Origin of the sequence: Moraxella sp. CTOTU48841, from assembly GCF_032061225.1 — a bacterium.
Taxonomy (GTDB): domain Bacteria; phylum Pseudomonadota; class Gammaproteobacteria; order Pseudomonadales; family Moraxellaceae; genus Faucicola; species Faucicola cinerea.
In genome coordinates, this window is sequence record NZ_DAMBFQ010000006.1 from 88,824 (window position 1) to 102,659 (window position 13,836).

Here is a 13,836-nt window from a genome sequence, read left to right on the forward strand (position 1 = left end):
AGCCACGTCAGTAACTTTACCGTCTTGATAGGCAATAATCAATTACCCACGTACTTTTTGCACGGCTTCAGCCACTGCCTTTTTAAAGCGTTCAAGCACCGCATCACATTCTTCTTGCGTGATGTTAATCGGGCAAAGCAAGCGAATCACTGTACCGCCACGACCGCCTTTTTCCAGCAGTAACTTGTTGTCAAAACACGCTCTTTGAATCGCGTTTGCCATGTCAATATCGGCAGGATACGAGCCGATACGGTCAGCAGGTTTACGCTCATCGACAATCTCAATACCGGTCATCAAGCCGCGACCGCGCACGTTACCGATACAAGGGAATTCTTTAGCGATTTTTTTGAGTTCATCACGCAAGAATTCACCACGGATACGCGCATTTTCTGCCAAGTTTTTGCTGCGGATTTCATCCAATACTTGAATCGATGCCGCCATTGCAAGCTGATTACCACGGAAAGTACCAGTGTGACCGGCTGGTGCCCATGCGTCGAATTTTTTGTTGATGGCAAGTACGCATAGTGGCAAACCACCCCCAACCGCTTTACTCATCACCACCACGTCAGGCACGATGTCGGCATGTTCGAAAGCAAACATTTTGCCTGAGCGTGCAAACCCAGCTTGCACTTCATCTAAAATCAATACGATATCATGCTTAGCGGTCACTTCACGGATTTTTTGTAGCCATTTTTTGGGCGCAGGGACAACACCGCCTTCACCTTGAATCGCTTCTAGGATGACCGCTGCAGGTTTGACCACGCCGCTTTCAACATCTTCGATAAAGTTTTCAAAGTAGTAAGTAAGCGCATCAACACCCGCTTCACCACCAAGCCCAAGTGGGCAGCGGTATTCATGCGGATAGGGCATAAACTGTACCCCTGGCATCAAATTGCCCACTTTCTCTTTGGCAGACAAATTGCCAGTCATGGCAAGCGCGCCATGAGTCATACCGTGATAACCACCGCTAAATGCGATAACGTTGTCACGCCCTGTATAAGTTTTTGCTAATTTAATTGCCGCTTCTGTACCGTCAGCACCGGTCGGACCGCAAAATTGCAATACAAAATCTTTTGGGAAAAAAGACAGCAAGGATTCGGTAAATGCATCTTTGACAGGGGTAGTGATATCTAGGGTGTGTAGTGGCAGACCACTTTCTAACACATCATATAAGGCTTGTTTGACGGCTGGGTGGTTGTGACCCAAGGCTAATGTACCAGCACCGGCTAGGCAATCAAGGTAATCATTGCCTTCAACATCGGTGACCCAAATACCTTGGGCTTTAGCAATAGCTAGCGGTAGTTTGCGGGGATAACTACGAACATTAGATTCCATCGTGCTTTGACGAGTTAAGTAATATTCGTTAGTGGCATGAGAAATAGGGTGTACAGGGGTGTGAACGCTCATATCGGATTACCATCTCAGATAAGGGTTTAAGAAAATTTGCTTGTGGCTATCTTTCTCGAACTTGTGAATAACATATCAGTCAGGATGACTAACACCAAAACAAAAACGTTATACCGCAAAACCCCAAAATGCCATGACACTGCACCCAAGACCTAACAATATAACGTTCAAAATTTATGGGGGCATAATACCCTTTTTTTGTGAAAAATACAGTCTTTTTTGCAAAAAATCGCATGAATCCTCCAAAGTGATAACACAGCGGCGTATTTTGCGATGACAGAGGCAAAAAATCACGGTAAGCGGTGAGCAATGAGCAGCACAACAACACAAGTAAGCGTGGAATGTTTGACTATCGTTGATAGTCTATGCAGTTTATAAAACTCTGCAGTCACAATTTCAGTCACGATAATGATAAAAAAATTACCTAGTTAATACCATGTTAATGAATTATTTGGTACAAAATAGCCAAGTGGTAGCAACGCTAACAACATCCAAGCTTACACCATCAAAATTTTATAAAAGCTAATACTGCTGATTGAGAGCTTTAAACGAATAAACATACAAAAGCTGATTAAAAAAACATAATACTGGCAAAAAAACTAGTAAAAAAATTACCGAAAGAAATTGCCAAAAAAACGGGATGGCTACATACGAAAAAATGACGAACCCTTCTAATGTTACCATCGTGCTTGCGTAGGCAAGGCGTAGCGAATTTTTAGAAATAAGTTTGATAACAGGCGTCAATCCTAGATAACACACTTAAAATAAATCCATAACAACTAGACGAGAAGCAACTTTATGCCACAATCCTTAACACTTACTATCAATCAGCAACAACACACGTTGACGGATCTAGATGTACGCACCACAGTGCTAGATGTCTGTCGCAATCATCTTGGCTTGACAGGCAGCAAAAAAGGCTGTGACCACGGTCAGTGTGGCGCATGTACCATGCTGATTAACGGTCAGCGGGTCAACAGCTGTCTGACCCTAGCGGTCATGCACGAGGGCGATAACATCGAGACCATTGAAGGCATTGGCTCACCTGAAGCGCTTGACCCGATTCAACAAGCGTTTTTGGAACATGACGCCTTTCAATGTGGCTATTGTACCCCTGGGCAAATTTGCTCGACCAAAGCGATGATTGAAGAGCTACGCCAAAACTGGGCAAGTCATGTGTCGGATGATTTGATGCAACCTTTATCAAACGATACAGCGCAATTTAAGCAACAATTAGATAAAGAAATCTCTGAGCGTATGAGTGGCAATATTTGTCGCTGCTCGGCATACCCCAACATCGTGCGAGCTATCAAACAAGTATTACAAGAAACAGGTTTTTCGGCAGAGACAGATAAGGTAACCACTCAGACAGCAGCTACTCAGGCTACAGGAGTGACGCTATGAAAACTTTTGATTATCAGCGCGCCAACTCGGTGGATGACGCAATCAAAATAGCCACTTTAGCTGAGGGGCATTTGGCTGAGGCGCAGCGTCCGTTTTTTATCGCTGGGGGTACCAATTTACTTGACTTGATGAAACTCGAAATCGAACAGCCAACACAGCTGATTGATATTTCACGTTTGCCGCTTAATACAATTGAAGCCACGCCAGAAGGTGGGTTAAAAATCGGCGCTATGGTCAGTAACAGTGAATTAGCGGCTCACCCTGTCATTCGTCAAGATTATGCGGTGCTTGCCCGTGCCTTGTTGTCGGGTGCGTCGCCGCAACTGCGTAACAAAGCCAGTACCGGTGGCAATCTACTACAGCGCACCCGTTGTTACTATTTTTATCAGCCCGATAGTCCGTGTAATAAGCGTGAGCCCAATTCTGGCTGCGGGGCAAAAGCAGGTCTTCATCAGAACTTAGCAATTTTAGGCACGAGCGAGCAGTGTATTGCCACCCATCCATCGGATATGGCGGTAGCAATGCGATTACTTGATGCCATCATTGTTATCCAGCAAGCGGACGGGCAAACCCGCCAAGTGCCTATCGCTGAATTTTATCGCTTACCTGAGCAAACCCCCCATATTGAAACTTGTTTGAATTTAGGTGATTTGATTACCCATATTATTTTACCGCCACCCTTAAAAGGCGTGCATAGCTATGACAAAGTGCGTGACCGTGCGTCTTATGCCTTTGCTTTGGTTTCCGTCGCTGCCGTGATTGAGCATGATAATGACACACTCACCAATGTGCGACTTGCATTTGGCGGTATTGGCAGTCAGCCTTGGCGAACTACCGACATTGAAAAAATACTGATCGGCAGCACGGGCGATGCCGTGAGTATTGAGCTTGCGGTGGCGACCCTATTCAAAGAAGCAAAAACCGATGAACAAACCGAATACAAGACCGTGCTAGTACAGCGTCTTTTACACCATGTTGTGCAGCGGGCGTTACAACAACCCAATCAATCAAGTCCTTTAAGTAGTGGAGTGAGTGCATGAGCCTAACACAAATTTTTGGCGAATCGCCCCTTGAAAAAAAAATGACCATGGACAAGCCTGTCGAGTCACGGTTAGATACGACTGATAGCAAGCTCGTTGGCAAACCACTGAGCCGTATTGAAGGACACCTAAAAGTCGCAGGCAAAGCCACGTATACTGCTGAGCACCAATTTGACGACTTGTGTCATGGGGTGATGGTCGGCGCAACCATTGGTAAAGGCAAGGTAAAAAAAGTACATAAAGATACCGCCTTACAAGTTGCAGGTGTGATTGGGGTGTTTCATGACCCCCTGTTTTTACGCAACCCGCAACAAGGGGGTGTCAAAATGGCACCTGTGCAAGGGGCAAGTGAGGTTTTTTATCATGGACAGCCGATTGCCTTGGTGGTCGCAGAAACCCTAGAAGCGGCTCAAGAAGGCGCGAAGGCGTTACAGATTGACTATGAAAATGATGAAAAACACGGGCATTTTGACTTTAACAAGCAAAAAAAGCATACCCAGTTTATTGATTGGGTAACCGATAAAAGTGAAGACATTGGCAAACCTGAAAAAACGCTTAAGCAAGCAGAAGTCAAAGTCGATGTGACTTATACCACACCAAGCCAAAGTAATATGCCGATGGAACCGCACAGTTCGTTGGCGCGTTGGTTTGAGGGTAAGCTAACCCTTCATACTTCTAACCAAATGCTTGCCTCTTCCAAAATACAACTTGCCAAAGCCTTAGATATGCCCGAAGACGATGTCCGTTTGCTATCGCCATATGTTGGTGGCGGGTTTGGCTCAAAACTGGGTATTTCACCCGAGTCGGTGATGGCAGCCATTGCGGCTAAAGACTTAAAACGCCCCGTACTTGTGAACATGACCCGACCGCAAGTCATGGAAACTACCGTGAGACGCACCAACACCGAACAACGGGTAGCATTGGGGGCGGATAAAGATGGTAAAATCCATACCATTATTCATAATAGCATTGTCACCAATTTACCTTCAGAAACGTTTTTTGAGCCAGTGGCGGTTTCTACCCACTTTTTGTATGGCGGTGACAATCGCCAAATCAAATACGAAATGGCGCGCATGAATTTTACCTTAACAGGTTCTATGCGTGCCCCTGGCGAAGCGGTGGGTCAGTTGGCACTCGAATGTGCCATGGACGAATTGGCGCATGCATTAAAGCTATGCCCAATCGAACTGCGAAAACGCAATGAACCTAGCGAAGACCCAAGCAAAAAAATTCCCTACAGCACCCGAAAATTGCTAGCGTGTATGGAGCAAGGGGCAAAAGCCTTTGGGTGGGATAAACGCCCACAAACGCCCGCGAGTCGCCTCGATGGCGATTGGTTGATTGGCTATGGGATGGCGTGCGCCGCGCGTAGCAACGAATTAAAACCCTCGCAAGCCCGTGTGAGCCTGTTACCCTCTGACAAACCGCTTGGCGTCATGGCTCGTATCGAAACTGACATGACTGATATCGGTACAGGCAGCTATACTATTTTTGCGCAAGTGGTTGCCGATATGCTCGGCTTACCGATTGACCACGTCGAGGTCAAACTTGGCGATACCGATCTGCCGCCGGCTGCAGGGTCAGGCGGTAGCTGGGGAGCTTCAAGCGCTGGTAGTTCTATTTATCTGGCGTGTGAAGCGCTACGAGAAAAGATTGCCCAGAGTGTGGGACTGCATGCCGATAGCATTGGCTTGAAACAAGGCAATTTATATAGACAATTTGAGCATGACCCTAGCCTAGCTGAAAAAATTGGCGAAAAAATTAACCACACGTTAACCGATACGTTGGATAAACTAGCAGAAAAAACAGGGTTTAATTCTGAGGTCTCTGTAGACAATCATGATAATGTACTCGATTGGGAACAAGTCGATACCCAGTTACCGCTGAGCAGTTTTTTGCAGCAATATGCCCCTCATGGTTTGGTAGCTAATGGTGAAATCGAACCTGGTAAAACCAAAAAAGAGTACCGCCATGCAGGTTATGGCGCACAGTTCGCTGAAGTCGCAGTACACCGGGTAACGGGTGAAATTCGGGTTCGCCGTATGCTAGGCACATTTGCCGCAGGGCGTATCTTAAATGAAAAAACAGCGCGCTCGCAGTGCTTTGGTGGTATGGTGTTTGGTATAGGGGCTGCCTTGATGGAGCAAATCCACCATGACAAACGTGACGGTCGTCTATGTAATCACGATTTAGCCGAATATCAAGTGTGTGTGAATGCCGATGTGCCTGACTTAGAGGTAATAATGTTACCCGAAACTGACCCTTATGCCAATCCGCTGCACAGCAAGGGCATAGGTGAGTTGGCATTATCAGGGGCAGGGGCAGCCATTGCCAATGCAATTTTTAATGCCACAGGCGTTAGAGTACGAGACTACCCCATTACCTTGGATAAACTGCTGTACCAGTTGCCATTACTGTAAACGGGTACACTGTAATTTGCTATGAACCACTTGTTTGATATTTTTGATATCCTTGAGCAGTTACCGCCCAACAGTGAGGCGGTACTAGCCACGGTAGTGAGTGTCGAAGGGTCAGCCTATCGGCAACCTGGTGCTAGAATGTTGATTCTAGCCGATGGTCAATCGATAGGTATGGTGAGTGGCGGTTGTCTTGAAAAGCACTTGGTTCAGCGAGCCTTTTGGCTAACGCGGAATGGGGCAACGCTCAAAACCTATCATACCGTAACCGATAGCCAGTTATCACAAGATGAGGTAGCCGATGACAGTGATGAGCAAGAAGGCTTTGGGCTCGGCTGTCAAGGCGTCATCCAAGTATTATTTGAACGTCTGGTTTTAAATGAACAATCTGTATTATTTGCCTGTTTTCAGCGCTTAAAACAGACAAAACAGCCACAAACATTGGCTACAGTTATCACCACAAACTCAGATGAGTTTGTGGTTGGACAGCATCTCCCCTTGACACAGTTGTCGCAATTGGGTCAGCAAGATTGGCAATTAGTTAATCAAGTCGCTGCCAGCCGTAAAAGTCGCTTTATGCTGCATGTTTATCAAAAACAATCGCAACAACTGAGCCTCTTTGTAGAAACGCTACACCCACCGCTACAATTATTAATTTTTGGGGCGGGGCAAGATTGTTTACCCTTGATGACCATGGCAAATTTGCAAGGCTGGCAGGTGACGGTGATTGATAGTCGTTTGGATGTGATTACCCGTTATCGCGGGCAGGCTCACGCCAATTTTGTGCAGATTGCCCTTGATGAGGCTGAGTCTGTACAGACTTTTTTTGAGTCACCGCAGCCAACTGCTGTGGTGATAATGACCCATAGTCTGAGTCAAGATAGAGTATGGCTCAGTCAAGCCTTTAAAGCACAAAATTCACCTTTTTTTATTGGGCAATTAGGGCCGAAATATCGCACTGAGCAGTTGCTTGGCGAGATTGAGGATGGTTATCAACTGGTGAAACTTGCTAATTTGTTCTATCCTGTGGGTTTAGCGCTCGGTGGGGATACGCCCGAATCAGTGGCTTTATCTATCACTGCCCAAATTCAACAGGTATATCATGAGCGTCACTCCTAGCAATTTAACCGTGGTGATTTTGGCGGCAGGATTGAGCCAGCGTCTTGGTTTTGCCAAGCAGCTGATTGTAAAAAATCATCAAACCTTGCTGGCTGAAAAAATTCAACTGGCACGCCAATTGCAGCCTTATCAAGTGTTGGTGGTTTTGCCAAAACTTGATAACCCAATTTCTAAAGCGTTATACAACGAAGTTGCACCATTTGCCGTCACAGTCGTCGATAACCCAACGCCGCAAACAGGGATGGCGCAATCGATTCAGTATGCAATGACAACATTACAACAACAGTCAGTAAGTGCTACGATGCGGATTTTGTTTTTGACTGTTGACCAAGTGGCGGTAACCCTCGATGATTTGAGGCTATTAAGCCAAAATGTTGAGGACCATCAGCTGATTGTGAGTGAGTATGGTGATAATAATCAACCAATTTGGGGGATTCCCGTCAATTTACCTTGGGGTTTTTTGCAAGCATTTGGGCATCAGTTGCAAGGCGATAAAGGTTTTCGGGCGTTATGGCAACACCAAACGGCTATCGTTTCGCCCGCCGACCGCACGGTTTATCAGCTTTATCCGATACCGCTGTCGCATTTAAGCCAAGATATTGATACCTTAGAACAATTTGAGCAGCTAAAAACAGCCTATCACCTTTTAGCGCCGACCCAACATTTTAATTGAGATAACCTGATGATTTCTGTCAATGAACTAAAACAAGCGATTAATGAGCGCCTAGAGAACTATTTAACGTTGCGTCTGGGCGAGGTAAAGACCATAACAGTGGGTTTGTTGGAGGCGCAAAACCACATCTTAGCCCAAGATATTGCCGCATCCTTTGATATTCCCCGCCAAAATCTATCATCCATGGACGGTTTTGCGATAGCTGCGCGTAGCTATCTTGACCACGATAGCCAACTTGAAATCATCGGTGAATCGGGGGCAGGTAAACCTTTTAACGGTCGTTTAAAACCCAATCAAGGCGTGCGAATTTTTACCGGCGCGGTGGTGCCAAATGACTGCGACACGGTAGTGATGCAGGAAGACACCAACCTTAGCGACATTCAGCCCAGTTTGGATAACAGCCAAGCCTATCACATTCGCTTGACCCAAACCGCTAAAGTGGGCGCAAATATTCGCCGCCAAGGCGAGGAAGTGCAAGCAGGCGAAACCGTTCTAACGATTGGTAAACGCCTAAACCCCACCGATATCAGCTTACTTGCCAATTTGGGCGTGGATAGCGTTCCGGTATTTCAGCCACTCACGGTTGGTATTATTGCCACCGGCGATGAGCTGGTCGAGGTGGGGCAACCGCTGGCAACGCTCGCCCAAATTTATAATTCCAACACGCCCACGCTAAAAGCGTTATTAAAGCAGTTGCCGATTGCCATTCAAGACTATGGCATTGTCCCTGACAACCTTGAGACCACTCGCCGCACTGTTCAGCAAGCGATAGCCGAATGTGATGTGATTATTTCTACGGCGGGTGTATCGGTGGGCGATTATGATTTTTTAACCCAAATCATTCAGGCGCTTGGCAAAATTCACCATTACAAAGTAGCGATGAAACCAGGTAAACCTTTTATATTTGGGGAATTTGAGCAAGATAAAAAAACGGTCATGTATTTTGGGTTACCTGGCAATCCGCTATCTACCGTGGTGTGCTGCCTTAATTTTGTCAAACCTGCGCTATGGCAACTATCGGGCGTGATACAATCAGATATCCCAAAACCGCTGCAACTGTTTGCCAAAACCACCCACGACATCAACAAGCGAGCAGGACGCCAAGATTATCAGCGAGCGGTTTTTTGCCAAAATGAAGACGGCAGTTTTAGCGTCACCCCTTTATCTGCCCAAGACTCCCACCGTGTAAAACAGCTTAGCCACGCCAATTGCTTGCTTGTATTGCCCCAAGACAATGCAGGGGTAAAAGCAGGCGAAATAGTGACAGTGCAGCCGTTTAGTTGGAATTTTAGCTAACGATGACTCCGCAACATTCTTCATTAAATTTGGTGGACAATTTTCATCGCCAGTTAAGCTATTTACGCCTGTCGATTACCGATTTTTGTAACTTTCGCTGTCATTACTGTCTGCCCGATGGCTATACTGCCAACGCGGGTAAACGCCCTGACAACGAGCTTTCTGTATCCGAAATCGATGTTTTAATACAAGCCTTTGCCAAACTAGGTACCACCAAAGTGCGGCTGACGGGGGGTGAGCCATCGATTCGACAAGATTTACCGCGCATCATCGAACTTGCTAAACAGACCCAAGGCATCCAAACAGTGGCGGTTAGCTCCAATGGCTATCGGCTTGCCAAGCATTTATCCGACTGGCAAACAGCAGGGCTAAATCAGCTTAACATCAGTATCGACAGCTTTGACCCCACCATTTTTAAACAAATCACCGGCTTTGATATATTGCCAACGCTGTTAAAAGACATCGATACATTGCTAGCAACCACCGATATTAAGCTAAAACTCAACGGTATTTTGATGGCAGACACCGCCTTTGATAACTTGCAGTCCGTGTTAAGTTTTGTCAAAAATCGCCCTGTCACTTACCGTTTTATTGAGTTTATGCAAACCTCGGATAATAAAGCTTTATTTTTTGCCCAACATAGCAGTGGTCAGCGTATCAAAGATTTTTTATTACAAAATGGTTGGCAATCGCAACGTCGAGCAAGCGATGCAGGCCCTGCGATTGAATATCGCCATGCCGATTATGTCGGTGGCATTGGGCTAATTGAGCCTTACGCCCCGCAATTCTGCGACAGTTGTAATCGCCTGCGAGTGAGTAGCCAAGGCAAAGTACATTTGTGTTTGTTTGATAATGGCAGTTATGATGTGCGTGCGTTTTTGGCAAATGGCGATGTCGATGGATTGGTTCATGCCTTGCAAAGCTTAATGCCGATTAAGCCCGAGCATCATTTACTCAAGCAAAACGACAGTGGTATCATGGCGAATTTGTCGATGATTGGCGGTTAATCGATGGCGGGTTTTTTTAAAATATAAAATAGGCAAATTTAATCATTCAAGCGCAGCTTGATAAGCGTATACGTTTATGTAATTTTGTGCCACATTTGAGGGGTGAAAATCCAAAACATGACAACACAATTAACTTCCTTAGCGCTGTCGCATTTAGACGCACGCGGCGATATCGCCATGGTCGATGTGTCAGGCAAAGCGATAACCCAACGCACCGCCACCGCCGTAGGGCAAGTCATTTTCCCTAGCGACAGTTACCAAGTGATAAAATCCGCCGATGGTATCACCAAAAAAGGCTCAATCACCCAGACCGCGCACATCGCAGGGGTCATGGCAAGCAAACGCACCCACGAGCTGATTCCGCTTTGCCACCAGCTGCCACTCGACGGGGTAAAAATCGGCTTTGAGTATGATGATAACAACTGCTCAATCCACGTCACTGCCACCGTCAAAGTCACCCACAAAACAGGCGTGGAAATGGAAGCCTTAACCGCTGTGTCGGTGGCTTGCCTAACGATTTACGACATGACCAAAGCATTATCTCACGACATCACCATCAGTGATATTAAGCTACTCACCAAAACAGGGGGTAAATCCGACTATGCCAACACCTAGCGCGTCTGAGAAAAATTTAGCCATCTTATACTTTGCAAGCCTTGCTGAACAAGCAGGGAAAGATGAAGAAACAATCCGCTTTGACGGTGATAACTTGACCGAGCTTTATCAAACGTTAAGCGCACATTACGGTTTTAAAATCGCCCAAACCAAACTTGCCGTGGCAATCAATCACCACATTGCCAACTGGCAAACGCCGCTCCAAGATGGCGATATCGTCGCCTTTATTCCGCCTGTGGCGGGCGGTTAAATATCGCATACACCCTTTGAAAAATATAGAGAAAACCATGAATGCATTGCATAAAGGCTCATCCACCATTAGCTTCAGTGAAGACCAAGCCTACCAAACCGTGATTGCTAGCGGCTTTGCATTGACTGACCGAGCCATTGACGATAGACGGCTTAAACACGCCTTAATGAGCGATACTTGTGGGGCGTTAGCGACATTTGAAGGCTGGGTACGTAACCACAATAACGCTCGCCCTGTTACCAAACTCACTTATTACGGCTACGAGCAACTGGCACTCAATCAAGGCAAAAAACTGGTTGAACAAGCCAAAGCCCAGTTTGATATCGAAAACGCCATTGCCATACACCGTATTGGCGACCTTGCGATTGGTGAGATGGCGGTGTGGATTGGGGTGGTGGCTGCCCACCGTTATCCTGCGTTTGATGCGTGTCGTTGGCTACTTGATGCGATTAAAGCGGATATCCCTGTGTGGAAACAAGAATTTTATGCCGACAGCACTGAGAGTCTGTGGCTTTCTAATAATGGTTAACAAGCAATGACAACTACCGTATTAAGCGTGCTGTTTTTTATTTCTGCCTTGCTTTATTCATCAGTCGGGCATGGCGGTGCATCGGGTTATCTTGCGATGATGGGGTTAGTCGGCGTTGCGCCAAGTATGATGAAACCCACCGCATTATGTCTTAATATTTTGGTGTCAATCATTGCGTTTTGGCGATTTTATTCTGCAAAAAACTTTTCTTGGCAAATTTTTATTCCCCTTGCTATTACCGCGGTACCGATGGCGTTTATCGGGGGAATGACCCATTTACCCAGTCATTTATATAAGCCGATTGTTGGGATGGTACTGATTTTTTCGGCTATTTATTCATTTATCTTTGCCAAAAAACTCACCAGCGAGCAACCATTAAAACAGGTGTCAAAATGGCTTTTGGCAATCGTGGGGGCGGTTTTAGGGTTGCTTGCGGGATTGACGGGAGTGGGTGGTGGTGTGTTTTTAAGTCCAATTTTATTGTTTAACCGTTGGGCAAGCCCTAAAGTTGTCGCAGGCGTAGCGTCGGGGTTTATTTTGGTGAATTCAATTTCAGGCTTGTTTGGTGTGTTATCGACAGGGGCAAAACTGCCAAATCAACTACCAATTTGGCTTGTAGCAGTGTGTGTAGGGGGTTTTATTGGCGCAACTTATGGTAGCAAACGCCTTGCCGACCCCATGCTCAATAAATTATTATCTCTCGTATTAGTCATTGCAGGGCTGAAAATGCTGGCAAATTTTTAATGCTTAGGTAGATACCAACCGATGCATCTAGTACCAACCTAAAAAAGTACCAATCTAAAAAATGCGATGAATTGCAACATCTAATCATTTCAAAGCTTAAGCTATAAAAAAAACCCATTGCAGGAGGTGAGCAATGGGCTGAGGAAAAGCACAAGTAAGTGTTAAAAGTCTGAAAATTTTTGACAATAAACGCGGTTTATCAAAATTGTCCAATCACTATATGATAAAAAAATTCGCAAGTTGATACGCTATGATTAATGAATTGGGTACAAAATAGTCAACTTTCAAAAAACCTGACCACAGCAAAATTTGCTAATAGCGAAAATAAGTCTTATTGTTATTATTATTTCGTTGTCGGACGTTATGATATCAATAAAAGTCTAAATCTTTGACTGTCTAATTACACCCTGTTACTTTTGAAGTGTTTTTTATACAATGACATATTTAGTAAAAAATATCATGAAATCAATAGTATAAAGTGGCTTAATTGTTGAAAAATATGACAAGAACAAGCACTATTGGCAAAAAATAATGACATTGCTTTGAGAACCGTTATAATTATTTCAACTAAAACTAGCGTTACGCCGCGCCCTACAACAATAATGAACGAAAAATCCCATGACCGATAAGCCAGTGACCGACGAGACAGCCAACCCCCCTGTTGCCTCGGGCAGTATTTTTAACTTGCCCAACAACTTGACTATTGCGCGCATCGTGATGATTCCGCTGTTTGTGGCGATTGCTTATTGGCCGCCTGCGATGGGGATTGGGCAAAGCGCCATTAGTGACAATGCAATTGCCAACATCGGCATGTATCAGTTTAGCGATAGCCTACTACGCCACTTTTTATTGACGGCTGTATTTATTTTGGCGGCAATTACCGATTGGTTAGATGGCTACTTTGCCCGCAAGCTCAATATGACATCGGCGTTTGGGCGGTTTCTTGACCCTGTGGCGGATAAACTGATGGTTGCTGCCGCGCTAATTATTTTGGTGCAGTGGCATCCTGACATTGTCATGGCGATTTCAGCGATTGTTATCATCTCACGGGAGATTGCTGTCTCTGCCTTGCGTGAGTGGATGGCGGAGCTGGGCAATCGTACTAGCGTTGCAGTGTCATATGTGGGCAAGATGAAAACCACTTTTCAAATGGTGGCAATTACGGTGTTACTGCTCAATTGGGAATCGCTTGAAATGACGGGGTATTTACTATTGGTCATTTCAGTGGTGTTGACGTTATGGTCAATGTTTATTTATCTAAAAGCAGCATGGCCCTATCTAAAACAGCCTTAATTGATAACTTTAAAAAAAGCTAATGACTTTAAAAAGCTGATA

Annotated in this window: 13 protein-coding genes; 12 read left to right on the forward strand and 1 reads right to left on the reverse strand. The window is 45.5% G+C overall.

What is annotated here, in order from left to right; genetic code table 11:
• Positions 1-42: 42 nt before the first annotated feature.
• Positions 43-1,407, reverse strand: a complete 1,365-nt coding sequence (locus RT034_RS07820) for a diaminobutyrate--2-oxoglutarate transaminase (RefSeq protein ID WP_060995331.1) — start codon at positions 1,405-1,407, stop codon at positions 43-45.
• Positions 1,408-2,205: 798 nt separating this feature from the next.
• Here RT034_RS07820 and RT034_RS07825 point away from each other — a divergent pair.
• From RT034_RS07825 to pgsA, 12 genes are all read left to right on the forward strand, one after another.
• Positions 2,206-2,811, forward strand: a complete 606-nt coding sequence (locus tag RT034_RS07825) for a 2Fe-2S iron-sulfur cluster-binding protein (RefSeq protein ID WP_313015758.1) — start codon at positions 2,206-2,208, stop codon at positions 2,809-2,811.
• A complete protein-coding gene (locus RT034_RS07830) occupies positions 2,808-3,851 on the forward strand; it encodes an FAD binding domain-containing protein (RefSeq protein WP_313015759.1) in 1,044 nt (347 codons plus the stop codon). Before RT034_RS07825 ends, RT034_RS07830 begins: the two co-directional genes overlap by 4 nt.
• Positions 3,848-6,271 (forward strand): molybdopterin cofactor-binding domain-containing protein, encoded by a 2,424-nt coding sequence (locus RT034_RS07835; RefSeq protein WP_313015760.1) that lies wholly within the window; start codon positions 3,848-3,850, stop codon positions 6,269-6,271. The genes RT034_RS07830 and RT034_RS07835 overlap by 4 nt, the downstream gene beginning before the upstream one ends.
• A 21-nt stretch (positions 6,272-6,292) precedes the next feature.
• A complete protein-coding gene (locus RT034_RS07840) occupies positions 6,293-7,387 on the forward strand; it encodes an XdhC family protein (protein WP_313015762.1) in 1,095 nt (364 codons plus the stop codon).
• Positions 7,371-8,060 (forward strand): nucleotidyltransferase family protein, encoded by a 690-nt coding sequence (locus RT034_RS07845; protein ID WP_313015764.1) that lies wholly within the window; start codon positions 7,371-7,373, stop codon positions 8,058-8,060. The genes RT034_RS07840 and RT034_RS07845 overlap by 17 nt, the downstream gene beginning before the upstream one ends.
• A 9-nt stretch (positions 8,061-8,069) precedes the next feature.
• The gene (locus tag RT034_RS07850) at positions 8,070-9,356 is read left to right on the forward strand and encodes a molybdopterin molybdotransferase MoeA (RefSeq protein ID WP_313015766.1); all 1,287 of its coding nucleotides are present in this window, start codon (positions 8,070-8,072) and stop codon (positions 9,354-9,356) included.
• A gap of 2 nt (positions 9,357-9,358) precedes the next feature.
• On the forward strand, positions 9,359-10,363 hold the full coding sequence (moaA, locus tag RT034_RS07855) for a GTP 3',8-cyclase MoaA (RefSeq protein ID WP_313015767.1): 1,005 nt from the start codon (positions 9,359-9,361) through the stop codon (positions 10,361-10,363).
• 117 nt (positions 10,364-10,480) lie between these two features.
• Complete coding sequence (gene moaC, locus RT034_RS07860) at positions 10,481-10,978, forward strand: cyclic pyranopterin monophosphate synthase MoaC (RefSeq protein ID WP_313015769.1); 498 nt, start codon at positions 10,481-10,483, stop codon at positions 10,976-10,978.
• A complete protein-coding gene (gene moaD / locus RT034_RS07865) occupies positions 10,965-11,228 on the forward strand; it encodes a molybdopterin converting factor subunit 1 (RefSeq protein WP_313015770.1) in 264 nt (87 codons plus the stop codon). The genes moaC and moaD overlap by 14 nt, the downstream gene beginning before the upstream one ends.
• Positions 11,229-11,265: 37 nt before the next feature.
• Entirely contained in the window at positions 11,266-11,757 is a 492-nt protein-coding gene (locus RT034_RS07870) for a molybdenum cofactor biosynthesis protein MoaE (RefSeq protein ID WP_313015771.1), read from the forward strand.
• Between the two features lie 6 nt (positions 11,758-11,763).
• Positions 11,764-12,501, forward strand: coding sequence for a sulfite exporter TauE/SafE family protein (locus RT034_RS07875; protein WP_188874816.1), 738 nt, complete (start codon positions 11,764-11,766; stop codon positions 12,499-12,501).
• A gap of 618 nt (positions 12,502-13,119) precedes the next feature.
• Positions 13,120-13,794 (forward strand): CDP-diacylglycerol--glycerol-3-phosphate 3-phosphatidyltransferase, encoded by a 675-nt coding sequence (gene pgsA, locus RT034_RS07880; RefSeq protein WP_188874815.1) that lies wholly within the window; start codon positions 13,120-13,122, stop codon positions 13,792-13,794.
• Positions 13,795-13,836: the final 42 nt, after the last annotated feature.

What these genes read in the sequence shown, in the direction of transcription:
- RT034_RS07820 (WP_060995331.1), bottom strand. Translation starts at nt 1,407, where the DNA reads ATGAGCGTTCACACCCCTGTACACCCTATTTCTCATGCCACTAACGAA.
- RT034_RS07825 (WP_313015758.1), top strand. Translation starts at nt 2,206, where the DNA reads ATGCCACAATCCTTAACACTTACTATCAATCAGCAACAACACACGTTG.
- RT034_RS07830 (WP_313015759.1), top strand. Translation starts at nt 2,808, where the DNA reads ATGAAAACTTTTGATTATCAGCGCGCCAACTCGGTGGATGACGCAATC.
- RT034_RS07835 (WP_313015760.1), top strand. Translation starts at nt 3,848, where the DNA reads ATGAGCCTAACACAAATTTTTGGCGAATCGCCCCTTGAAAAAAAAATG.
- RT034_RS07840 (WP_313015762.1), top strand. Translation starts at nt 6,293, where the DNA reads ATGAACCACTTGTTTGATATTTTTGATATCCTTGAGCAGTTACCGCCC.
- RT034_RS07845 (WP_313015764.1), top strand. Translation starts at nt 7,371, where the DNA reads ATGAGCGTCACTCCTAGCAATTTAACCGTGGTGATTTTGGCGGCAGGA.
- RT034_RS07850 (WP_313015766.1), top strand. Translation starts at nt 8,070, where the DNA reads ATGATTTCTGTCAATGAACTAAAACAAGCGATTAATGAGCGCCTAGAG.
- moaA (WP_313015767.1), top strand. Translation starts at nt 9,359, where the DNA reads ATGACTCCGCAACATTCTTCATTAAATTTGGTGGACAATTTTCATCGC.
- moaC (WP_313015769.1), top strand. Translation starts at nt 10,481, where the DNA reads ATGACAACACAATTAACTTCCTTAGCGCTGTCGCATTTAGACGCACGC.
- moaD (WP_313015770.1), top strand. Translation starts at nt 10,965, where the DNA reads ATGCCAACACCTAGCGCGTCTGAGAAAAATTTAGCCATCTTATACTTT.
- RT034_RS07870 (WP_313015771.1), top strand. Translation starts at nt 11,266, where the DNA reads ATGAATGCATTGCATAAAGGCTCATCCACCATTAGCTTCAGTGAAGAC.
- RT034_RS07875 (WP_188874816.1), top strand. Translation starts at nt 11,764, where the DNA reads ATGACAACTACCGTATTAAGCGTGCTGTTTTTTATTTCTGCCTTGCTT.
- pgsA (WP_188874815.1), top strand. Translation starts at nt 13,120, where the DNA reads ATGACCGATAAGCCAGTGACCGACGAGACAGCCAACCCCCCTGTTGCC.